Genomic DNA, 21,527 nt, shown 5'->3' with positions numbered 1-21,527 from the left:
TTGCCGACCCTAAATCCTCGGTGTTCCTGCTCCGACGCTCGAATCTCTCAATTGTTCGGTGACACTTCCGATCGGCGTCACGCCCCGGGCGCAGACTTCTCTCAGAATCCGGTCGAGTTCGGTGAGGAAATTCACCATGGTTTCGTTTGCCGTCTCGGTATCGGGAAAGCGTGAACGCAGCGAGAGACCACGGTTCGTTCGCGAAATCCAGAACTGGGCATCGTCGGCGACCGTCACATTGCTGATGTGATGGGCGTTGAGGAGATCATGATCGTCTGTGCCGGGTAGTTTGCGGTAATCGATGTACGACACCATGAAGACGTCGGTGCGCGTGCGTCGAATCTTGTCGCCCAAAGCATCTCGAACCTGGGCCATGGTGACGCCCTCGAGCGTCAACGCAACTCGGAACGACGCGTGCGTATGTGCAAGGGATGCACCGAAATCCGCGTCGGGAGTGATCTGGACCGTGATCGGCGCGCTGGTGGTGAGCCAGCCGATCGCGTCGGCCCACCGCGGATCTTTGCGGATGTGAAGCGGAAATTGCAGCGGAAGCGTCGACCGCCCGGTGTACGAGTGGACGGAAAGTCCCATCGCAGTGAGGATTCCGGTGAACACGCTACCGCCGGCGGATAGGCAGATCTCGTCGAACGTCGCCGTCAGCTCCTCGTCGAGCAGCACGCGCACATCGGCGCCCTGCGGCGCGGGCTTTCCGCCCTCGACGCCGAGTTCCAAGGGGAAACTCGGTGATGTGCCACCGCAGATCTCGTAGAACCTTGCCCACTCTCGGATTCGAGGGTCGTTGTCGACGGGAAGCAGAGCGTCTGCCTCCAGTTCGCAGTACCGCACGAAACTTCCCGGGTCACCCAGTCGGCTCATCACTGCGTCGACGGCCTCGTGGTCGGTCAGGTCGGGTAGGGCGATCAGTCCCTCGTAGATCTGTCGCAGTTCCCCGAGAGCGATGACCAACGAGTAGCCGTCGACGAGTGTGTGATCGAACGCGCTCAGGACCGTGTAGTGCTCTTCGCGTTCGACCGTGGCAAACGTGTATGCAGGGAAGGTCAGTGGATCGCATACCGTCGTGAATCGCTTCTTGAGATGCGCTCGGAGGTCTTCGGTCGAATCGAATTTCAGAGGTTCCGAAGTCTCGATGTGTGTGCCGTCGGGATCGAGTCCCATTCGGGTGGTGGTGAACTCGCCCACCTCGAATCCTGTGTGCAGAGTGTCATGGCGACTGATGAACAGGCGCAGCGCGAGATCGAGTGCAGGCCGATTCAGTTCTCCGGGAAGGTCGAATGCGGCTGCCATCCACACACTCCGGCCCATGCCGTGTGTTCGCGCAGTCTCGAGGTGAAAATGCTGGTTGTACGACGGTGGTACTTCCGACTCGGTGACGGCGCCGTCCGCGGGCTGAAGCGACCATTCGGTGACGATTCCGGGGTCGAGTCCGTATCGATCGATCGAGGTGACATGCATCAGGCCACTCCCTCTGGTGCCACGAACGAGTAGTCGCCTTGAGCTGCAACAGTTTTGATGATCTTCGAGACATGCTCGGCGAAGCGGGTGGCCGATTCGTGGGCAATGGGGGTGTCGGGGTGAGACACGGCGATCCAGGTTCCGGTGTGCATCCGGTTGATCCACATCGACGCGATCTGAGTCTCTTTGCCGCCGACGATTCCCGTTGCCTTCGTCTCGGCGTAACTGTATGGATCCGGCATGCGTCGGCCGTCGATGTACGAGACGATCGGCGGCGGGGTGAGCGTCTTCGACAGTCCGCCGGGTGCGGAATCCGACTCGGCCAAGCTCGACAGAACCAGATCGATGACCTGCTGCACAGAGACATCGAGGAGTGCCTTGCCGTCGTGGTACCCCTGCTGCCCGAGCTTTGCCAACTCGGTGAAGCGTCGCTTGTCGTCGACGTCGATGCCGACCGGGATCAGGTTGATGTACCAGCCCTGCGCAAACGAGTCGGCCTCGGTTCGTGTGCTGACCGGCGAGAGGGCGATGTACTTGTCGCGTCCGGCGAGTTCGAATTCCGCAATCGCGAGCGCGGTGAACATTCCGCCGATGAAGTTGGCGCCGTTGGCTTTACAAACCGCACCGAACTTCTCGCACTCGATGTCGTCGGCCAGGTCGAAGCGTGAACCGATAGCCGGTTTGGGCGCGTCTTCGGCCCCGAGCGGGAGCGGAAATCCGGGGAACGAGCCGCCGCTGCGCATGAGGTAACCGAGCCACTGGTGCACTTCGGGTGACTGCATCGTCAGTTCGGTTGTTCGCTCGCGTTCGACGCGACCGAACTGTGCGTAACTTCCGGCCGGCCCGAGCTCGGGATGCGATCCGGTCGTTTCCGCGGCGTAGAGCTGACGCAATTCTGCGTACATCAGCACCATCGAGTTCATGTCCGAATGGGCGTGGTCGACTGCATGGAACAGGGTGAAGCTCGGATCGGCTTCGAGGTCGGCATGGTGGTGCTCGACGGCACCGAACACGAAGGCCGGCCACTGCAGCGCGCTGGTTTCGGTGGCGAACTTGGTCGCGACGAGCGCGCGGATCGCCTCGGATTCGGAGACGTCGTCGCCGACGCGGTACTCGAGTTCGATGCTTTCGACCGGCACCACGTGTCGACGGACCTCGAACGAGGTGTCCGCAGCGTCGGTGGTTGCTTCGTCGAACGAGAACCAGCTGTGCAGCGTGTCGTGGCGACGGATGTAGCGCTGAAGGGCTCGCGTCATGGCGTCGCGGTCCAGTGTTCCTGCAAAATCGAAGGCGATACCGATCCACGGAGACTGCGGATCGCCCTTCTCCGCGGTGACGCGGGCGCGTCGCAGGTGGCGATCCTGCATCGTGGTCGGGGGTAGTTCTCGGTCGATCTCGGCTTCGGCGGCTCGTTGAGCGGAAGCATGCGTGACGCCCCATTCGATTACCCGCCCAGGAAGCGGGTGCCAATGGGTGATCAAGTTCAGATCCATCGAGTAGAACTCCTGCGTGTGTCGTCGAGAAGCCTGCTCTGAAAATGGGCAGACGACGAACTATCCCATCTGGGGGACTGAATTGTCCGAAATACTACAATCTAAACAAGAACAGGTTCTAGAAGCGTTGTGTTCGATTAGGATCATTCGGTGCTTCCGGACCCTTTAGGTGACGCTGTCGGCGCCGACCACAAGGGCGGGCGGCGAGCTGGTTCTCTGACGCCCTGGCTCGGGTTGGCGACGAGTCTGGCGGCGGCATTCATGCAATTGCTCGACGCGACCATCGTCAACGTCGCGCTTCCGAGTATCGCCGTCGATCTTCAAGCAGGCGTATCGGCGCAGTTGCTCATGGTCAGCGTGTACATCCTGGCTTTCGCGTGTTCGTTGATCACTGCAGCGCGGCTGGGGGACCTGTTCGGCCGTAGAGTTGTTTTTCTGACCGCCCTGTCCGTATTCGTGGTTGCCTCGTTGCTGTGCGGACTCGCGCAGAGCGCGACGATGTTGATCGTCTTCCGGGGTCTGCAAGGATTGGCGGCCGGTTCGATGTCCGCCCAGACGTTTGCCATCATCTCGGGCCTGTTTCCGAAGGCCAGGCATCCGCGAGTCTTCGGGATCTACGGTGCGACCATCGGGCTCGCAACGGTCAGCGGGCCTCTGATCGGTGGGCTGCTGATCGAGTGGAATCTGTTCGACTGGGGCTGGCGCCTGATCTTCTTCGTCAACATCCCGATCGGCATCGCCGCCTTGATTCTCGGATATTTCCATCTCGTCGATGCTCGCGCTGAGCATGTGCGCTCACTGGACCTCATCGGCGCCGCACTGTCATCACTGGCGCTGTTCCTGCTGATCCTTCCCCTGGCCGAGGGAAGGGCGCGCGGATGGCCCACAGGTCTTGTCGTAATGCTCGCGATGTCGGCGCCGGTGGCAGTGGCGTTTGTGCTCTACGAATCGCGTTTGGCGAAACGAGGCGGCGATCCGGTCCTTCGTCTCGAGCTTTTCCGCGACCGAGCCTTCACAATCGGCGCGGTTCTTGCGTTCGTTTTCTTCGGAACCCTGACTTCCTTGATCTTCACCATCAGTCTCACCCTTCAGTTCGGCTTCGGGTTCTCCGCATTGCGAGCGGGCGTCATGACGCTGCCGTGGGCCGTCGGAATGGGCGTGGCGGCGGTTCTCTCATCGGCGGTGTACCGGATGCTCGGAAACCGTGTTCTGATCCTGGGGATGGTCGTCTTTGCCGGCTCGCTGATCGCGCTGTCGATCATCCTCGAACGCGAAGGAACCGATCCACGCTGGCTCGCGCTCGCCGGTCCGCTGCTTCTCGGTGGCGCAGGTCTCGGACTGTTCGTGGCACCACTGCAAACCGCGATCCTTGCGACGGTCGAACCCGCGCACGCGGGTTCGGTGTCGGGATTGCTTCCTACCGTTCAGCAGGTTGGCAGCTCCATCGGACTGGCCTTGATCGGAGTGGTGTTCTTCTCGCTCGTCGCGGGGCAAGCTCCGCAAGCAGTGCAGGGGGAGCGGCCCGAGTACGTTGCGAACCTTGAAGCTGCCGGCGTTGGTCCCGGCCTGATCGACATCGCCGAAAAGGCCTTTGTCGATTGCGCGACAAGCCAATTGGCATCCGGAACACCGATGGAGGTGGCGCCGGAATGTCGCCGGGACGGCTCCGCCGGTGCCGGGGGTCAATCCGTTCAGGTGGCAGTTGATGCCGCGTACGCATCGACTCGCGCGGCGGCCGGCGAAGCATTTCTCGAAGCGCAGCGCCGTGTGCTCGCGATCATCGCAGCAATTGCGCTCGGTATCGGATTGGCGTCGACTGCTCTGCCGCGGGTCAATTCGCCGGTCTGAAAATTGCCCTTGACTCGAACGGGTGTTCGAGTACCCTGTGTGCAGGGGATCGGGGGATTCAATGAGTGTCTTGTTGTCGGATGTGGTGTCGGGTTCTGCGGTGGGGTTACGCGGACGGTTGTGGCAGTTGTCTGCTGCAGAGTTGCGCGCTGCTGCGGTGTCGGCGAGTGCGGAGATTCTGCGCCTCGAAGCTGTGCGTGTGGCGGTGGTGGACGAGTTGTCGTTGCGCCCGGATGATCAGGTGATTGCCAGTCGCGGGGTGGGTGCGTGGTTGGCGGCCAACACGATGCTGCAGGTTCGGGACGGGAAGAAGATCGCCGCTCTCGGTGCAGCGTTGCGGCCGTTTCCGGCGGTGGCGGCTCGGTTCGATTGCGGGGATTGCTCGTTCGAGCACGCGGTGTTGATCGTGGCGTTCTGCGAGTCACCGCCGAAGGGGATGCCGGAGGACGCGCTCCCTCGCTGTATCGATTTGTTGTTGGCTGCTGCGTCGGGTGTGGAGGCGACGACGACGAAGGTGCGGAACGTGATCGCGACGTTGGAGCGGTTGTTCGAATCGGATGAGATTCCGCCCGCTGAAGATGTCGATCTCAATGAGTTGCGGATCGCGTCGACGCTCAATGGTCGGGTGGTGGTGCGTGGGGATTTCGATGCCCTCACCGGGGAAATGTTGCTGACGGCGTTGTCGAATCTGACGATGCCGACCCCGGCACCGGACGGGACTCCCGATGCCAGGTCGGCGGCGAAACGCACCGCGGACGGGTTCACCGAACTGATCCGGCGTTATCTGGACTGCGCCAAGACCGGTACCGATGGTGGTCAGCGTCCACACGTGAACGTGCACATCAACGCCCATGATCTCGCTGAGCATCGAGACTGCGCCGCAACACCCTCCACTGCTGATGGTGAAGAGTCTCTGTCGGATCTCGATGTCGGGCACATGCCCTGGCTCGGGCCACTCTCGGTGTCGCAGACCCGACTTCTCGGATGTGATTGTTTCCTCTCCACCGTCCTGCTCGACGATCACGGCGCGCCCTTGGATGCGCAACCCGGGAAACGGTTGGTGACCGCGGAGCAGCGAGTGGCGTTGATCGCCCGAGACAAAGGCTGCGCGTTCCCCGGCTGCACATGTGTACCGGCCTGGACGGATGCGCACCATATCCGGCACAGGGCGAACGGCGGCCCGACGGTGATGAACAACCTGGTCCTGCTGTGCCGTTCGCACCACCGACTGATGCACCGCAAATCCGGGTTCGTCGGGAAATGGGATATCCGTATCGGTGTCGACAACAAACCGTGGTTCATTCCGCCGCCCTCGATCGACCCCGGGCAGCACCCGCGGCCGGCGAACACCACCTTCAAAACCTGAAGGGTCAAACCTTTTCGGTGACAACAAAAACGACCAGCTTCGCATCGGCATGGACCCGATGCGGGGCTGGTCAGTGGTGCTTGGAGAAAACGTGCTTGGAGAAAACGCGTCAGAAGATGCTCTGCGTGCGCCAGAGATCCGAGACGGAAACCCCGACACGCTCGAGAAGTGTTCGTACCAAAGGTAATCCGATACCGATGACGCTCGAGGGATCACCCTCGATCCTCTCCACGAACCAGCCGCCGAGACTGTCGAGCGTGAATGCTCCGGCGACTTGGAGCGGCTCGCCCGTTGCCAGGTATGCCTCGAGATCCTCGGTGGACGGTTGCGCGAAATGAACCACTGTTGCGCTGTGATCCGAGGCCATGCGGACGATGCGGCCGTCGGCGACGCGTAGGACACAGTGCCCGGTCAAGAGAGTGGCGCTGCGTCCGGCCATTGCGGCCCATCGCTTTCGGGCGATATCGACGCTGCCCGGCTTGCCTTGAAGTTGCCCGTCGATCAGGAGCATCGAATCGCACCCGACAACGACTACGTCGGTGAGATTGTCGGCGGCGAGGCCGGGGACGATTTCGGCGGCCTTGGCCTCCGCCAGCACCGTCACGACTTTTTCGGGGGCGGCGTCGGGTCCGAGGTTGTCGGCGATCTTGTCCTCGTCGACGCCGGAGACACGCACAAGCGGCGAAACCCCGGCCGCCCGCAGAACTGCGAGGCGAGCCGGGGACGCTGAAGCTAGAACCAGTTGAGTCACGTCAGCAGAGTGATCGTCAGCTGCGACGGATCGCGGGGTTCAGGTACGCGTACGGCGAGAACGGCGCACGCGTGCGGTGGAACTGAGTCGGATCGCCCCAGGTCTCCGCGGGAACGTTCGACTCGGGAGCTTGACCGCTGCCGGCAGCCGCAGCAAGCACGCTGACCAGTGCCGCGATCTCGACGTCCGTGGGCGAACCCTTGACGATCTTGATGACCGACGCGTCGGAGGTCGACGTCTCGGTCAGCTCCGTGAGCGAAGCATCCGTCGCGGTTCCCTCTACGACCGCACCGTTGGTCGGTGCGGTCTCCGCCAGTGCGACATCTTCGCTGAGAATGTCCTCGGTAGTTGCGGTCATAGGGGAATGTTCCCATGCTTCTTGGGCGGAAGGGAAACGGCCTTGCGCTCTAGCAGTCGCAATGCGGAAACGATTTGTCCGCGGGTGTGCGACGGAGGAATGACAGCGTCGACGTATCCGCGCTCAGCGGCGACGTACGGGTTGACGAGTGTGTCCTCGTACTCGTTCTGCAGCTTGAGGCGCAGTGCATCGACGTCTTCGCCGTTCTTCGCGGCTTCGAGAAGCTGCTTGCGGTAGACGAATCCGACAGCTCCGGATGCACCCATGACGGCGATCTGAGCGGTCGGCCATGCCAGGTTCACGTCGGCGCCCATGTGCTTGGAGCCCATGACGTCGTACGCTCCGCCGTAAGCCTTGCGGGTGATGACCGTGATCTTGCCGACCGTTGCTTCTCCGTATGCGTAGAGGAGCTTCGCGCCGCGGCGGATGATGCCGTTGTATTCCTGCTCGGTTCCGGGGAGGAAGCCGGGAACGTCGACGAGCGTGATGATCGGGACGTTGAACGCGTCGCAGGTACGCACGAAGCGAGCGGCCTTCTCCGAGGCGTCGATGTCGAGGCAGCCCGCGAACTGGGTGGGCTGGTTGGCGACGATGCCGACCGAGCGTCCGTCGACGCGACCGAAACCGACGATGATGTTCATCGCGCGCTCGGCCTGGACCTCGAGGAACTCGTCGTCGTCGAGGATGCGACGAATGACCTCGTGCATGTCGTACGGCTGGTTGGCCGAGTCCGGGATGAGGGTGTCGAGTTCGATGTCCTCGGCGGTCAGGCTGTCTTCGATCGAACCGACGATGGGGTCGGTGATCTCGCCGCGGGGAGCCGCTGCCTGGTTGTTGGACGGCAGGTAGCTGAGCAGGTCCTTGACGTAGTCGAGTGCGTCCTGCTCGCCGGAAGCGACGTAGTGGGCGACGCCGGACTTGACCATGTGGGTGCGAGCACCGCCGAGGTCTTCCATCGTGACGTCTTCACCGGTGACCGTCTTGATGACGTCGGGGCCGGTGACGAACATCTGGGAGGTCTTGTCGACCATCACGACGAAGTCGGTCAGTGCGGGGGAGTACACGTGGCCGCCGGCGGCGGGTCCCATGATCAGTGAGATCTGGGGGATGACACCCGAGGCCTGGACGTTGCGGTGGAAGATCTCGCCGTAGAGGCCGAGCGAGACGACGCCTTCCTGAATGCGCGCGCCTGCACCTTCGTTGATGCCGACGAGGGGCCGTCCGGTGCGGATCGCGAGGTCCATGACCTTGACGATCTTCTCACCGTAGATTTCGCCGAGCGATCCGCCGAAAACGGTGGCGTCCTGTGAGAAGACACAGACGTCGCGGCCGTCGATGGTGCCGTAACCGGTGACGACGCCGTCGCCGACCGGGCGGTTGTCAGCGAGACCGAAGTTCACACTTCGGTGCCGTGCCAGTGCGTCGAGTTCGACGAAGGAGCCCTCGTCGAGGAGGGCGGTGATGCGCTCGCGGGCGGTCAGCTTGCCTTTGGCGTGCACCTTGTCGATGGCGGCTTCGCCGCTCGGTGCCTGCGCCTGGGCTTGGCGATTCCGCAGGTCCGCGAGCTTTCCCGCGGTCGTGTGGATATCGGGTGCGGCCGCCGCCTCCGGCGCGTTCGGCTCTTGGACAGTGGTCATGGACGTGAGCTTAACGAGAGTGCGTGGGGGGCTTCGAAGGCAGGTCCGATTGTCGCTGTCTTGCAGGCTCAAGCTACTGACCAGTACATTCTCGCTGTCGTCATAGGCTGGGGCTATGTGGACCGACTTGAACCGACCGCCCCTCGACGGCAATGCCCTACGACGCGCACTGGTGCGCAGTGACAACGACGACGCGCGCGTTTTCTGGAACCGCCTCGACGTTGTCGAGGAGACCGGTTCGACGAACGCGGATCTCCTTGCGCGAGCGGCAGATCCGGATGCCGACCGTCACGTTCTGATCGCCGAATATCAGGCGAGTGCACGTGGCCGTCATTCGCGCACGTGGGTGAGTCCGCCGCAAGCGCAGATCTCGATGTCGGTTCTGCTGTCGATGCCCGGAATGAATCTCGCGGACATGGGTTGGCTCCCGCTACTGTCGGGAATCGCGGTCGTCGACGCGCTGCGCAACGTGGCCGAAGTACCCGCAGAACTCAAGTGGCCGAACGACGTTCTCATCGGTGACAAGAAGGTCGCCGGCATTCTGGCCGAGGTGGCGAGGACGGCGCCCGATCCCGCGGTGGTGGTGGGGATCGGGCTGAACGTGAGCCTCGGCGTTGAGGAGCTGCCCGTCCCGACCGCTACGTCACTGCTGATCGAAGAAGCATCGACTGTCGACCGCGACACTCTCGTTCGCGCAATCGCCCGTGAATTGGCGACGCAATTCCGTGCTTGGGAATCGTCGAAATGGGATACATCTGTGTTGGCTGCCGAATACCGGCAGCGCTGCGGGACGCTGGGCAAACGAGTCCGCGCGGTTTTGCCGGGCGACAAGGAGGTGTTCGGTATCGCGACCGACGTCGACACTTCCGGACGCGTCGTCATCGAAATCGAGGGAACAGATGGGGAGACCTTTGCGGTCGCAGCAGGTGATATCACGCACCTTCGCGCCGCCCCGGTCACCGAATCGTGAACGTTGCCGGATTTTCTGGCACCAAAGTGCTAATTTTTGGCCCGGACCGGTTTTCGAACCAACCGTCCGTCCTTCATTTCACTCAACTGCGGGATTTACCGAGCTGCCTAGGGGCGTCATGACCACACCGATCGTTGTTCCGACCGAAGCCGAGACGGCCGAGAGCGCTCGCCGCGTACTCACCGGCGTGACGGTGCTGCTCGGTGTCCTCACATTGGGCCTGGGTATCGCGGTACTCGCGTGGCCGGATGCCACCCTGTTCGTGGTCGCGGTTGTCATTGCGATCCAGCTGTTCGGATTCGGAATCGTTCAGATCATCCGTTCGTTCGCGGACGTGACGGCTTCGGGTGGAACTCGCACGCTCGTCGCGATCTCCGGCGCGTTGGCAGTGCTCCTCGGATTCTTGGTTCTCCGTAGCCCTTTGCAGACGGTGGTTCTGATCGCGTTGGTGATCGGTGCCTGGTGGGTATTCCGTGGCGTTCTCGATCTGGTCGACGCGGCGTCCGGGCACACCGTCGATCGCGGTCTGTCGATCGTGCTCGGAGTCATCAGCATCGTCGCGGGTGCAATCGTCCTTCTGCAGCCCGAACTCTCGCTCGACGTCTTCCGCATCGTGGTCGGCGTGTGGATGGTGCTGTACGGCATCATCATCGTCGTGACCCCGTTGGTGCTGCGAAAGATCGCGCAGCCCTGAGCGTTGCCCTGAAGACGGGTGTGCCTGAAAGTCGGTGTGCCTGAAAGTCGGTGCGGGGTGGCAGACTTCCCGTCATGGGATATCCCGAAGACGCCCTCGCTCAGGACGAGGAACTGATACTGCATCGCCATCCTCATTGGAAGATGTTGGTGCTTCCGGCGCTGACGTTCGTACTTGCGACGGCCGTCGCCGGGTTCTTGTTGGGCCTCGCACAGACGAGATTGGACGGCACGGCTCGCACCGTGTCGTCCATTGCCGTCGGAATCATCTGGCTCGGTGTCGTGGCCTGGCGGTCGGTTGCGCCCTTCACGGTTTGGAAGTTCACGCATTTCATCGTCACCGATCGGCGAGTGCTCATCCGCCACGGAGTGCTCACGCACACGGGTATCGACATTCCCATGGGGCGGATCAGCAATGTTCAGTTCCGTCACGGCCTGATCGATCGAATGCTCAAGACCGGAACTCTGGTCATCGCATCTGCCAGTGACGATCCGCTCGAGTTCGACGACATTCCTGACGTCGAGCACGTTCACGCCCTGCTGTATCACCAGGTTTTCGATTCCATGCAGCAGCCACCCTCGCAGGCACCGCAGTGGCCGTCAGGTGAAAACGACGACCCGAACGATCGAAATGGCTGGTAATCAACGTGCAAAGGCGTGTTGTCCGTAGTCTGTTCGTGTGACTGCCGTATTGCTAGCCGAAGACGACGAGGCCATTGCTGCACCCCTTTCCCGCGCCTTGGGGCGTGAAGGGTATTCGGTGACGGTCGAACCGACCGGACCCGCTGCGTTGCAGCAGGCGCTCGAAGGTGATTTCGACCTGTTGATTCTCGATCTCGGCCTTCCGGGCATGGACGGCCTCGAGGTCTGCCGACAGATTCGTGCGCATCGCACCTCGCTCGCCGTGCTGATGTTGACCGCCAGGACCGACGAAGTCGACTTCGTGGTCGGGTTGGACGCGGGCGCCGACGACTACGTCAGCAAGCCGTTTCGTCTCGCCGAGTTGATGGCACGTGTGCGAGCACTCCTGCGTCGCCACGGTGGCCGCGAGGACACGATCGTCGAGGTCGGTGGCATCAGGCTCGAGCCCGCGGCACGACGCGTGCTCGTCAACGGCTCCGAAATCGCCTTGGCCAACAAGGAATACGAGCTTCTGCGGGTCCTCCTCGAGCATGCCGGGGAAGTTGTCTCGCGCGATACGATACTTCGTGAGGTGTGGGGCGACGTGGAGCTTCGTGGATCGAAGACGCTCGACATGCACATGTCGTGGCTGCGCCGCAAGATCGGCGACGAGGGCCCCGCCGTGGAACGCAGGATTGCCACCGTCCGCGGTGTCGGTTTCCGAATCAACACCGACTAACTTCTCGAGAATCAGGAACTGCCGGCATGCGGCGTCGCATATTGCAGTCGATTCTCGCTGTCGTGATCATGACGGCTTTGCTGCTGGGGGTTCCGCTGATCTACACGGCGTGGCTCTGGGTGGAGGACGTGACGCGAAGTGATCTCCGGGTGCGCCTCGACCGGATGGCCGCTGAGGTCATCGCGCAAGAGGGGACGAACGGACTCGTCGAAGGTGCGTTGAACACCGATTCGCTCAAGGTTCTCACCCCGAACGACGGGCGCCTCGTCGTCGTGTATCCGACCGTCGTCGACGGCGCCGCACGCGTCGACGTCGGTGAGGCGACGGTCAAGAACGCACTCGTCGAATCGCTCGCGATGGGAACGTCCGGCTCGTTGCGTCTCGAGGTGCCGTCGGAGAACCTGCGCACCCAGCAGAAGCAAGCGGTGATGGCTGTCGGCGTGCTCGTGCTTCTGTCCATCACGGCAGGCACCGTGGTTGCTGTGGTCACTGCGCGTCGGCTTGCCGATCCGCTGCAGGATGTGGCCGACCGGGCGGCGCGCCTCGCCGAAGGCGATTTCCGGCCGGATCCTCGTCGGCACGACATCCCCGAACTCGACCGCGTGTCCGACGTCCTCGATGCGGCAACCGTGGAGATTTCGGTGCGGCTGCAACGAGAGCGCGCGCTGGTTGCGGACGTCTCGCATCAACTGCGCAGTCGACTGACTGCAGTGCGGCTGCGCCTGGACGAGTTGTCCGTTCACGAAGATCCTGACGTCGTGAACGAGGCCGAGGAAGCCATGGCGCAAGTGGACAGGCTCACCGACGGAATCGACGACCTGATTCGCTCGTCGCGCACCAGTGGGTCATCGGCGAGTCTGGTGTCGGTAGTCGGCGAGCTGGAACAGGTGACTCGCGACTGGCAGGCTCAGTTCGACGGAGAGGGACGCAGGCTGCGCCTACGCGGCGATCGCACGGTGATGGCTGCGACCACAGGTTCGCGTCTGCGTGAAGCTGTTTCCGTTCTGGTCGACAATTCGTTCGAACACGGTGAAGGCACGTGCACGGTGTCGGTGCGATTGATCGACGGTACGGGTCGCAGTTCGTCTCGCCGTGACTCGATGGTGTGCGTCGAGGTCACCGACGAAGGCTCCGGTGTGGAGAACGATCTGGCGCCGCACATCTTCGACAGAGGATTTTCGGGGGCGGGGTCCACCGGCGTCGGGTTGGCGCTCGCACGTGCACTGATCGAAGCCGACGGGGGCCGCCTGGAACTGCAGAGGCGTAAGCCTGCCTTGTTCGCCGTCTTCCTGCCGGTGGCCAACACGGCGCCGACCGCGGACGTCGTTCCGCACCGCGAACCGCGCTGACCGAAAGGTCGGCGCAGACGGAAAACTCAGGAGTGCCCGAGCTCCTCTTCGGCATCAGGAATTACCGGGTCAGGCGCCGTGGTTTCGGATAACGCTGTGGTTTCGGACAATCCTGTGGTGTCGGACAGCTCGAGCGGTTCCGGATTCTCGTCGGGAAACACGAACTTGCGGAAGGCCCAGAATCGGAACGCCATCTGCAGCAGGTTGCCGATGACATATGCACTGATGAAGTCGGCGATGTTCTCCGTCGCCAAGCTGACTTCGGGTACGCGCAGGTTGAAGACGTAACTGGAGATGTACAGCGGGATGAAGCTGATGACGACACCGATGGCGCTGATGATGAAGAACAGCGCAGCTTCGTGCGCTGGTTCACGGCCACCACGGTTCTTGAACGACCACTCGCGGTTGAGGATGTACGACGCGATCACCGCGACGACGCCGGCGATGATCTTGGCCGTGATCGGCTTGGATTCGAGGATCGACAGCTTGAGTGTGTAGAAGATGCCCGAGTCGATGAGGAAGGTCGTTCCGCCGACGATCGCGAATTTGATCAGCTCGCTGTGACGCAGAGCGATGTCACGAAACGGTTGGGGTATGCGGGCAATGACCCCGTCGACAAATGGCACAACAGATGAGTTTACGAAACGAAACCGCGTTACCACCAATTTGCCGCGGATTCATCAGCAGAATCACAGATTGGGAACGCTGAATGAACGGGCGAACGCGGCACATGACAACATAGAGAGCCGTGACCGGCAACAACGATCCCGCGCAGATCCCCGCCCGCCCGACCACCCCTCGACCGGCAAAAGCATCCATGCCCGTCGTCACCATGATCGGTGGCGGACAGTTGGCCAGGATGACTCACCAGGCGGCGGTGGCCCTGGGCCAGACGCTCCGAGTGCTCTCCGGGACTTCGGACGAGCCGGCAGCTCAGGTCAGCCCCGACGTCGTGCTCGGCAGCCACACCGACCTCGACGCTCTTCGACGCGCAGCGGTCGGTTCCAACGCGTTGACGTTCGACCACGAGCACGTGCCCACGGAGCATCTCGAGGTTCTTGTTGCCGAAGGCGTGAACGTTCAGCCGCCGCCGCAGGCTCTGATCTTCGCTCAGGACAAACTGCTGATGCGTCGCAAACTTGCCGAACTGGGCGCGCCCGTACCTGCGTACGCCGAAGTGACGTGGGCAGAAGACGTCGTGCGTTTCGGTGCGCAACACGGTTGGCCGCTTGTCATCAAGGCAACTCGCGGAGGCTACGACGGCCGCGGAGTCTGGATCACCGACGATCAGGACGAAGCAGAAGCCATCGTCACCGAGCAGCTGGACAAGGGTGTTCCGCTGATCGTCGAGGAAATGGTCTCGATGCGTCGGGAACTGTCCGCCATGGTGGCGCGGTCGCCGTTCGGACAGGGCGCTACGTGGCCGGTCGTGGAAACGGTTCAGCGCAACGGCCAGTGCGCCGTCGTGATCGCACCTGCTCCCGCCCTTTCGAGTGCCGTTGCCGAGGAAGCCGAACAATTGGCGTTGCGCATCGCGTCCGAGCTCGGTGTTGTCGGCTCGATGGCCGTCGAACTCTTCGAGACGACTGACGGCACTCTCGTGGTCAACGAGCTGGCCATGCGCCCGCACAACTCCGGTCACTGGACGATGGACGGCGCACGCACCTCTCAGTTCGAACAGCATCTGCGTGCAGTTCTCGACTACCCGCTCGGCGACACCTCGCCGATCGCACCGGTCACGGTGATGGCAAACGTTCTCGGTGCACCGGAAGCGCCCGAGATGACGATGGACGAGCGTGTCCATCACCTGTTCGCTCGGATGCCCGACGCGAAGATCCACCTGTACGGCAAGGGTGAGCGCAAGGATCGCAAGATCGGTCACGTCAACATCGTGGGCGGCGCCGGATCCATCGACGATCCGAATTACGTTGCCGCAGTTCGGGAACGCGCCGAGCGCGCAGCACATTGGCTTTCGTACGCAGTTTGGACCGACGGATGGGATGTACACGGTGAGTGAGAGCGCGCAGGTCGGCCTGATCATGGGCAGCGATTCGGATTGGCCGACCATGGAAGCTGCAGCCGAAGCTTTGGCCGAGTTCGGTATCCGCTTCGAGGTCGGTGTCGTCTCGGCGCACCGCACGCCTCAGCGGATGCTCGACTACGCCAAGGAAGCTTCCGGCCGCGGAATCAAGGTCATCATCGCCGGTGCCGGTGGCGCCGCGCATCTTCCGGGCATGGTTGCCTCGGCCACGCCGTTGCCCGTCATCGGTGTTCCGGTGCCGCTCAAGTACCTCGACGGTATGGATTCGCTGCTCTCGATCGTGCAGATGCCGGCCGGCGTCCCGGTGGCGACGGTCTCGATCGGTGGTGCTCGCAACGCCGGTCTGCTGGCTGCTCGGATTCTCGGTGCTTCGGATCCCGCACTGCAGCAGCGGATGGTGGCGTTCCAGGAGAGCCTCGAGTCGATGGTGCTCGACAAGGACAAGGCGCTCCGCGAAAAACTGCTGGGCTGATCTTCTCGTGTGTGCACGACGCGGGCTGCCGCTGATCCGAGCGAGTCGGGGCAGCGCGCAGTCCGCGTTCGTCACCCGCATCGCCCTGTTCTACGCCGGGATTCTCCGCGCGGACATCCGCTTCGACGACGAGTCCGGGATCTTCGTCGCTTCCGGGCTGCGCAGCGGGTTCGCCAGAGGGGGAACAACTCTCGGTGGTGTGTATCTCACGCGGCGAAACACGACGCGATCCGTCCTTCGCCACGAGGCAGTCCACGCGGACCAATGGGCCAGGTACGGAATCATATTCGGGTTGTTGTACCTGCGTGAGGAACTGCGTCATCGCGGGCCGCGCAACCGCTTCGAAATCGAGGCCGGTCTCGAAGACGGCGGTTACCGCACCTGAGTGAGAGCTCGTCAGTAAAAGCTACTCTTGGCGGCATGGCTCGTTTTCCGACTAGTGAACGCTTCGTCCGTTGGAGCGCGGATCATGCTCGCGGTGTGGACATCTGCATTGCGACGGTTGCCGCACTGTTCAGCGTTGTCGTGGCGGTCGAGGCGAGTCCGCTGGCGGTGTTCATCTCGCTGGGTATGACCGTTCCGTTGGCGTGGCGACGCTCGCGCCCCGAACTCTCCGGCATGGTGATCGCAGGGTTCGCAGTTCTACACGTGATCTTCATCGGCAACACACTGCTCGCATCGGCCGTTGTCGTACCCATCTCCCTGTACGCGCTGGCCGCCTACGGCGCTCGGTGGAGTTCACTCACCGGGCTGGTGCTCGCGTTGCTCGGCTCGATTGCCGGGACTGTTCGATACTTCGGCTACGACGGAATCCCGGTGTCCTCGCAGGTCATGCAGTCCGTGGCCGTCATGATCTTCATGCTCGCGGTCTGGGCGTTCGGTGATTTGCGTCGAGTTCGCACCAAACAATTGGAAGGTCTGACCGAGCGCGCACGGTTGCTCGAACTCGAGCGTGCGCAGGAAGCGGAAATCGCGACGATCAGCGAACGCTCGAGGATTGCGCGCGAGATGCACGACATCGTCGCGCATTCGTTGACCGTTGTCATCGCTCAGGCCGACGGTGGACGCTACAGCGCGGCCAAGGATCCTCAGGCTGCAATTCAGGCACTCGAAACAATTGCCTCCACCGGCCGCCAAGCGTTGACCGACATGCGATCGCTGCTGTCCGTCCTGCGCGAGGACACGCCCCGTGATTTCTCGGTGATCCCGGGCGCCGGCGACATCGACAGTCTCTTCCACGAGTTACGCAGCAGCGGACTCGACATCGCCGTCAGCGTGACCGGGGAACCACGCGAACTCTCTGCGGGTGCGGGGTTGACGGCGTATCGCATCGTGCAGGAATCGCTGACGAACGTTCTCAAACATGCGGGGCCTGGAGCACAGGCGAGCGTCGAGATGACGTGGGCTGAAACCGAACTCGTTCTCGGTATCACCGACGACGGGCGAGGCGGCAGCGCCGCGCTGGTCGAATCGTCACCAGGCGGGCAGGGACTGATCGGAATGGCCGAGCGAGCCAAGCTGCACGGAGGCAAAGTAACCGCCGGACCGAAATCAGGCGGCGGATACAGCGTCCGGGCCGTCTTGCCGTACGAACGAACGTCTGGGTAGGTCTTGAAACGTCCGAAGGTCTTAAGGTGAGTGGCATGGACGAACACGTGGCTCCGATCGCAGTGGCACTGATCGACGATCAGCAGCTGGTCCGCGCAGGTTTTCGAATGGTCATCGACTCACAGCCGGATCTGTCGGTGGTTGTCGAGGCTTCGGACGGTCAGCAGGCGTTGATCGAGTTGGCCGCCCGTCATGTCGACGTCGTTCTGATGGATGTCCAGATGCCGAAGATGGACGGCATCGAGGCGACTCGTCGGCTCCTGGCCGACCCCGATGCGCCGAAGGTCGTGGTGCTCACCACCTTCGACAACGACGAGTACGTGATGTCGGCTATCCGGGCGGGCGCCAGTGGTTTCCTGCTCAAGGACGTGCCACCGGAGCAGTTGCTCGACGCCATCCGCACCGTGCACCGCGGGGACGCGGTGATCGAAGCCCGGGCCACTCGGCGACTGCTTCAGCACGTCGGACCGCTCCTGGAAGGCTCGGCGCCCGAAGCGCAGTTGCCCGAAGAGTTGACGCCGCGCGAGGTCGAGGTGCTCGAAGCCATGGCGTACGGGCTGTCGAATTCGGAGATCGCTGCAAAATTCCACGTCTCCGAGACGACAGTGAAAACCCATGTCGGACGGGTTCTTTCGAAGACTCATTCTCGTGATCGTGTACAGGCAGTCGTCTTCGCCTTCCAGATCGGACTTGTCCGGCGCGCAGATCTCCTCGGCACCGAGGGCTGACACGCAGCCCTGTCCAGTCCTACCCCGGGATGACACCGGGCTCTCCAAGATCGCCCCGCACTCCGACGCGGAGACCACTTGCGCTGCAATAACGTCGATTCCGTCATAGCGAGAAGCTTTACGGAGGGCAAAAAATGCATGCGCACACCACGACGGAACCAGCCGCAGTGCCGGCGATCACTGCCCGCGGTGTCACCAAGGTGTACGGCACCGGTGAGACCACGGTTCACGCGCTCGGCGGAGTCGACGTGGACTTCGGTCGCGAGCGGTTCACCGCGATCATGGGCCCGTCCGGCTCCGGAAAGTCGACGCTCATGCACTGCCTGGCCGGACTCGACACGGTCTCGGGTGGGCAGGTTTTCCTGGGCGACACCGAAGTCACGAAACTCGGCGACACGGAGCTCACCGAACTGCGACGCGAGCGAATCGGATTCGTCTTCCAAGCGTTCAACCTGCTACCGGTGCTCACTGCTCGGGAGAACATGCTGCTGCCGATGAAGCTGGCAGGTAGTGAACCCTCGCCCGAGTGGATGGACGAGGTGATCGGAAAGCTGGGCCTGTCGCAGCGCCTCGACCACCTGCCGCACGAGTTGTCCGGCGGTCAGCAGCAACGTGTAGCTGTCGCCCGTGCATTACTGCCCCAGCCCGACGTGATCTTTGCCGACGAGCCTACCGGCAACCTGGATTCCCGTTCCGGGACAGAGGTTCTGGGACTCTTGCGCACCAGTGTCCGGGAGACCGGTCAGACGGTCGTGATGGTGACACACGATCCGGTGGCGGCGTCGTACGCGGATCGAGTCGTGTTGATCGCGGACGGGCGTATTGCCGGAGAGATCGACCATCCCACCGTCGACTCGGTGATCGGTGCCATGCGAGCTCTCGGTGCCGACGACCTGGCCGATGTTCCTGCAGTTTCGGGTGCACTGCGATGAGAGGTCTGGCTTTTGCGCAGGCGCGGGCACATGCCGGGCGCTATGTGGCGTCGATACTCGCGGTGGTGATCGCCGTCGGATACATCGTCGCGACGTTGACCTTGAGCTCGACGGTCGACGCGAGTGTGAGCAAATCACTTGCGACGCAATACGAAACCACAGATGTCGTCGCGTCCGGTCCAGGCGTGACGGAAGCTCTGCTGAGCGCGGTGCCGGGCGTCTCGGCGGTGGCCGACGACGTGTCGACGTATGTTCGTGTCGACTCCGAGGCAAAGGGTGCGTCCTACGGGGATGCGCTCTCGATTGCCGACAATCCCGAATTGCGTTGGGAGAAGGTGTCGGAGGGATCGATTCCGGCTGGTCTGGGGCAGGTGTTGGTGAGCGCGGACTCCGGGATACCGATCGGTGCCCGAATCACAGTCACGGCACGGGATTCGACGGTCGGTGCCGCCGCACCCACCGCGGAGGTAGTCGGACTGGTCGACCTCTCCGGTTCGGCGCAACGACTGGGCGGGATCAAGATATTCACCACCGCCGAGCAGGTGAGCGCGTGGGCCGGTGACAGTGCCGAACGTGAGTTCCGTGTCGCCGGTGACGGTTCACGCTCTCAGCAAGAACTCGTGGATTCGATCTCGAGCGCGTTGCCCGCGGACTCCACCGTGCTGACCGGCGACGAAGCCACAGACAACGCCGCAGCCGAATACATGGGCGGCACCAAGATCCTCAGCACGGTGTTGCTCGCCTTCGGCGCCATCGCCGTTGTTGTTGCCGCGCTGGTGATCGCCAATACATTTGCCGTGCTGCTCGCGGCGCGCACTCAGGAACTTGCGTTGCTGCGATGCGTCGGCGCCACGGCCAAACAGGTTCGCCGGAGCATTCGCAGTGAAGCCGCGGCGGTCGGCGTGATCGCCTCGGTGATCGGCGTCGGACTCGGTGTCGGACTCGCCTGGGCGATCGGTCGGGTAGCAACGGCCGCCGATGTGCCGGTTCCTCTTTCGTCACTGAGCGTCACCCCGGTGACCGTGCTGGTCGGTCTCGCTGTCGGCATCGTGATGACGATGCTCGCTGCATCTGCGCCCGGGCGGGCGGCAACGAGGCTCTCCCCGCTGGCGGCGCTGCAGCCGATGGAGTCCAAGCCTGAGAGCGTTCAGGTATCGGTGGTGCGCCGGGTTCTCGGCGTCGTGATCCTGCTCGCGGGCATCGCGATGACCGTCCTGGGAGTGACGAATCAGCAGGTGCCGGCGGCAACCGCCGGTGGACTGTTCTCTTTCCTGGGGATCGCGGCATTGTCCGGTCGAATCGTGCCTGCACTGATCAATGCGGCCGGCGGAGTGTTGGCGAGACTGATCGGTCCGGTGGGAAGCCTGGCAGCAGGCAACGCCGGTCGGAACCCACGCCGCACCTCGGCGACAGCCACCGCATTGTTGATCGGTGTGGCCTTGACGAGCACGCTCGTCGTGGGAATCGCGACGGTCAAGGAAGCCGCACCCGCGGCGATGGACAGTCAATTCCCCGTCGACGTCATGGTGAGCAGTTCCGGTTCGGCACCGCTTCCCGCAGGGTTGGGCACAGACATCGTCGCGGTCAACGGTGTCGGCGCGGTGAGCGGTCTGGACAAGGCCGAACTGACGATCGACGGGCGCGGTTCGTTGGCCGGATTCGGCGTCGACGCTGCTCGGGTGAAAGATGTTCTGCGTACCGAGATCTCGGTGCCCGCGGCCGGTCAGTTGGTGCTCTCGCCCGCTGACCTGACCGAATACAAGCTCTCGGCGGGCGATACGGCGACGGTGCGTGGGGATCGCGGCGTCGTGAACGTCAGCGTGGTCGAGGGCGTGAAAGGTCAACCAGCACTACTGGATCGAGGCGATCTCGGTGCAGCGGCCACCGCGCCGACCACCGATTCGTACTGGGTAAGGCTGGGGACGGATACTGACGAACAGGCTTTGGCCGCCACCGACCGCATCACCGAACTGGCACGCCAGGAAGCGCCGGGCAGCGATGTTCAGGGCATGACCGAGATGCGTTCAGCTCTCGATTCGATCCTCGACACCATGCTCATGGTGGTTGCCGGATTGCTGTCGGTAGCGGTGTTGATTGCTTTGATCGGAGTCGGAAACACCATGGCACTGTCCGTTCTCGAACGGCGCCGCGAATCCGGACTGCTTCGCGCACTCGGTCTGACCAAGAAGGGAATTCGAGCCATGTTGATCTGGGAAGCGCTGCTCGTGGCAGGAGTCGCATCGGTGATCGGAGTGCTGTTCGGGATGGTGTTCGGTGTAGCCGGTACCGCATCGGTTTTCGGGATCGAGGACGTCGCCCTCAGCGCAGTGCCGTGGGTGCAGTTGGTAGCCATCGTGTTGATCGGCGGAATCTGCGGTGTGATCGCGTCACTGCTCCCCGCTAGGCGGGCGGGGCTGGTGTCACCGGTGACAGCTCTCGCGAGCTAGC

At 62.9% G+C, this 21,527-nt stretch carries 20 protein-coding genes; 14 read left to right on the top strand and 6 right to left on the bottom strand.

Annotation, left to right across the window (positions count from 1 at the left end):
- Nucleotides 1–9: 9 nt before the first annotated feature.
- The gene (locus ATN38_RS25255; protein ID WP_218748899.1) at nt 10–1,473 is read right to left on the bottom strand and encodes a condensation domain-containing protein; all 1,464 of its coding nucleotides are present in this window, start codon (nt 1,471–1,473) and stop codon (nt 10–12) included.
- Nucleotides 1,473–2,966, bottom strand: a complete 1,494-nt coding sequence (locus ATN38_RS25250) for a condensation domain-containing protein (RefSeq protein ID WP_042449584.1) — start codon at nt 2,964–2,966, stop codon at nt 1,473–1,475. The genes ATN38_RS25255 and ATN38_RS25250 overlap by 1 nt, the downstream gene beginning before the upstream one ends.
- Nucleotides 2,967–3,116: 150 nt before the next feature.
- Here ATN38_RS25250 and ATN38_RS25245 point away from each other — a divergent pair, with 150 nt between their 5' ends.
- Nucleotides 3,117–4,814: an MFS transporter gene (locus ATN38_RS25245; protein ID WP_042922151.1), complete on the top strand. Its 1,698-nt coding sequence runs from the start codon at nt 3,117–3,119 to the stop codon at nt 4,812–4,814.
- A 61-nt stretch (nt 4,815–4,875) separates the two neighbouring features.
- The gene (locus tag ATN38_RS25240; RefSeq protein ID WP_218748897.1) at nt 4,876–6,180 is read left to right on the top strand and encodes an HNH endonuclease signature motif containing protein; all 1,305 of its coding nucleotides are present in this window, start codon (nt 4,876–4,878) and stop codon (nt 6,178–6,180) included.
- Between the two features lie 109 nt (nt 6,181–6,289).
- On the opposite strand, the gene ATN38_RS25235 is transcribed toward ATN38_RS25240, so the two are convergent.
- Genes ATN38_RS25235 through ATN38_RS25225 form a run of 3 tightly spaced genes read right to left on the bottom strand, consistent with a single transcriptional unit; the run spans nt 6,290 to nt 8,926 of the window.
- Complete coding sequence (locus ATN38_RS25235; RefSeq protein WP_007731146.1) at nt 6,290–6,931, bottom strand: nucleoside triphosphate pyrophosphatase; 642 nt, start codon at nt 6,929–6,931, stop codon at nt 6,290–6,292.
- 16 nt (nt 6,932–6,947) lie between these two features.
- Nucleotides 6,948–7,289 (bottom strand): acyl-CoA carboxylase subunit epsilon, encoded by a 342-nt coding sequence (locus ATN38_RS25230; RefSeq protein WP_007731147.1) that lies wholly within the window; start codon nt 7,287–7,289, stop codon nt 6,948–6,950.
- A complete protein-coding gene (locus tag ATN38_RS25225) occupies nt 7,286–8,926 on the bottom strand; it encodes an acyl-CoA carboxylase subunit beta (RefSeq protein ID WP_218748895.1) in 1,641 nt (546 codons plus the stop codon). The genes ATN38_RS25230 and ATN38_RS25225 overlap by 4 nt, the downstream gene beginning before the upstream one ends.
- 115 nt (nt 8,927–9,041) lie before the next feature.
- Between ATN38_RS25225 and ATN38_RS25220 the strand changes: the two genes are divergently transcribed.
- The 5 genes from ATN38_RS25220 to ATN38_RS25200 all read left to right on the top strand — a co-directional run bounded on the left by ATN38_RS25220 (nt 9,042) and on the right by ATN38_RS25200 (nt 13,298).
- The gene (locus tag ATN38_RS25220; protein WP_003940755.1) at nt 9,042–9,896 is read left to right on the top strand and encodes a biotin--[acetyl-CoA-carboxylase] ligase; all 855 of its coding nucleotides are present in this window, start codon (nt 9,042–9,044) and stop codon (nt 9,894–9,896) included.
- A 118-nt stretch (nt 9,897–10,014) separates the two neighbouring features.
- On the top strand, nt 10,015–10,590 hold the full coding sequence (locus tag ATN38_RS25215; protein WP_003941007.1) for an HdeD family acid-resistance protein: 576 nt from the start codon (nt 10,015–10,017) through the stop codon (nt 10,588–10,590).
- Nucleotides 10,591–10,664: 74 nt separating this feature from the next.
- Nucleotides 10,665–11,231: a PH domain-containing protein gene (locus ATN38_RS25210; RefSeq protein ID WP_003941034.1), complete on the top strand. Its 567-nt coding sequence runs from the start codon at nt 10,665–10,667 to the stop codon at nt 11,229–11,231.
- A 37-nt stretch (nt 11,232–11,268) separates the two neighbouring features.
- Complete coding sequence (locus ATN38_RS25205) at nt 11,269–11,949, top strand: response regulator transcription factor (protein ID WP_003940916.1); 681 nt, start codon at nt 11,269–11,271, stop codon at nt 11,947–11,949.
- 26 nt (nt 11,950–11,975) lie between these two features.
- The gene (locus ATN38_RS25200; RefSeq protein ID WP_007731154.1) at nt 11,976–13,298 is read left to right on the top strand and encodes a HAMP domain-containing sensor histidine kinase; all 1,323 of its coding nucleotides are present in this window, start codon (nt 11,976–11,978) and stop codon (nt 13,296–13,298) included.
- Nucleotides 13,299–13,324: 26 nt separating this feature from the next.
- Here ATN38_RS25200 and ATN38_RS25195 read toward each other — a convergent pair whose 3' ends face one another.
- Nucleotides 13,325–13,924: a GtrA family protein gene (locus ATN38_RS25195; RefSeq protein WP_007731156.1), complete on the bottom strand. Its 600-nt coding sequence runs from the start codon at nt 13,922–13,924 to the stop codon at nt 13,325–13,327.
- Nucleotides 13,925–14,115: 191 nt separating this feature from the next.
- On the opposite strand from ATN38_RS25195, the gene ATN38_RS25190 reads away from it, so the two are divergent.
- The 7 genes from ATN38_RS25190 to ATN38_RS25160 all read left to right on the top strand — a co-directional run bounded on the left by ATN38_RS25190 (nt 14,116) and on the right by ATN38_RS25160 (nt 21,526).
- The gene (locus ATN38_RS25190) at nt 14,116–15,315 is read left to right on the top strand and encodes a 5-(carboxyamino)imidazole ribonucleotide synthase (protein ID WP_245361607.1); all 1,200 of its coding nucleotides are present in this window, start codon (nt 14,116–14,118) and stop codon (nt 15,313–15,315) included.
- A complete protein-coding gene (purE, locus tag ATN38_RS25185) occupies nt 15,299–15,811 on the top strand; it encodes a 5-(carboxyamino)imidazole ribonucleotide mutase (RefSeq protein WP_039973205.1) in 513 nt (170 codons plus the stop codon). Before ATN38_RS25190 ends, purE begins: the two co-directional genes overlap by 17 nt.
- A 7-nt stretch (nt 15,812–15,818) precedes the next feature.
- Nucleotides 15,819–16,196, top strand: coding sequence for a hypothetical protein (locus ATN38_RS25180; RefSeq protein ID WP_218748893.1), 378 nt, complete (start codon nt 15,819–15,821; stop codon nt 16,194–16,196).
- A 35-nt stretch (nt 16,197–16,231) separates the two neighbouring features.
- Nucleotides 16,232–17,419, top strand: coding sequence for a sensor histidine kinase (locus tag ATN38_RS25175; protein WP_007731164.1), 1,188 nt, complete (start codon nt 16,232–16,234; stop codon nt 17,417–17,419).
- A gap of 35 nt (nt 17,420–17,454) precedes the next feature.
- The gene (locus tag ATN38_RS25170) at nt 17,455–18,147 is read left to right on the top strand and encodes a response regulator transcription factor (RefSeq protein WP_218748892.1); all 693 of its coding nucleotides are present in this window, start codon (nt 17,455–17,457) and stop codon (nt 18,145–18,147) included.
- 134 nt (nt 18,148–18,281) lie between these two features.
- The gene (locus ATN38_RS25165) at nt 18,282–19,079 is read left to right on the top strand and encodes an ABC transporter ATP-binding protein (RefSeq protein WP_042450120.1); all 798 of its coding nucleotides are present in this window, start codon (nt 18,282–18,284) and stop codon (nt 19,077–19,079) included.
- Nucleotides 19,076–21,526: an ABC transporter permease gene (locus ATN38_RS25160; protein WP_218748890.1), complete on the top strand. Its 2,451-nt coding sequence runs from the start codon at nt 19,076–19,078 to the stop codon at nt 21,524–21,526. The genes ATN38_RS25165 and ATN38_RS25160 overlap by 4 nt, the downstream gene beginning before the upstream one ends.
- The last annotated feature ends 1 nt before the right edge of the window (nt 21,527 follow it).

The organism is Rhodococcus sp. FH8, assembly GCF_019266085.1.
GTDB classification, from domain to species: Bacteria; Actinomycetota; Actinomycetes; order Mycobacteriales; family Mycobacteriaceae; genus Rhodococcus_F; species Rhodococcus_F qingshengii.
The sequence above is the reverse complement of the archived record's forward strand: the minus strand, read 5'-3'. Positions and strand labels throughout refer to the sequence as shown.

Coding starts and splice junctions, on each gene's coding strand:
- ATN38_RS25255 (WP_218748899.1), bottom strand. CDS start 1,473: ATGCATGTCACCTCGATCGATCGATACGGACTCGACCCCGGAATCGTC.
- ATN38_RS25250 (WP_042449584.1), bottom strand. CDS start 2,966: ATGGATCTGAACTTGATCACCCATTGGCACCCGCTTCCTGGGCGGGTA.
- ATN38_RS25240 (WP_218748897.1), top strand. CDS start 4,876: ATGAGTGTCTTGTTGTCGGATGTGGTGTCGGGTTCTGCGGTGGGGTTA.
- ATN38_RS25230 (WP_007731147.1), bottom strand. CDS start 7,289: ATGACCGCAACTACCGAGGACATTCTCAGCGAAGATGTCGCACTGGCG.
- ATN38_RS25225 (WP_218748895.1), bottom strand. CDS start 8,926: ATGACCACTGTCCAAGAGCCGAACGCGCCGGAGGCGGCGGCCGCACCC.
- ATN38_RS25220 (WP_003940755.1), top strand. CDS start 9,042: ATGTGGACCGACTTGAACCGACCGCCCCTCGACGGCAATGCCCTACGA.
- ATN38_RS25215 (WP_003941007.1), top strand. CDS start 10,015: ATGACCACACCGATCGTTGTTCCGACCGAAGCCGAGACGGCCGAGAGC.
- ATN38_RS25210 (WP_003941034.1), top strand. CDS start 10,665: ATGGGATATCCCGAAGACGCCCTCGCTCAGGACGAGGAACTGATACTG.
- ATN38_RS25200 (WP_007731154.1), top strand. CDS start 11,976: ATGCGGCGTCGCATATTGCAGTCGATTCTCGCTGTCGTGATCATGACG.
- ATN38_RS25190 (WP_245361607.1), top strand. CDS start 14,116: ATGCCCGTCGTCACCATGATCGGTGGCGGACAGTTGGCCAGGATGACT.
- purE (WP_039973205.1), top strand. CDS start 15,299: ATGTACACGGTGAGTGAGAGCGCGCAGGTCGGCCTGATCATGGGCAGC.
- ATN38_RS25175 (WP_007731164.1), top strand. CDS start 16,232: ATGGCTCGTTTTCCGACTAGTGAACGCTTCGTCCGTTGGAGCGCGGAT.
- ATN38_RS25170 (WP_218748892.1), top strand. CDS start 17,455: ATGGACGAACACGTGGCTCCGATCGCAGTGGCACTGATCGACGATCAG.
- ATN38_RS25165 (WP_042450120.1), top strand. CDS start 18,282: ATGCATGCGCACACCACGACGGAACCAGCCGCAGTGCCGGCGATCACT.
- ATN38_RS25160 (WP_218748890.1), top strand. CDS start 19,076: ATGAGAGGTCTGGCTTTTGCGCAGGCGCGGGCACATGCCGGGCGCTAT.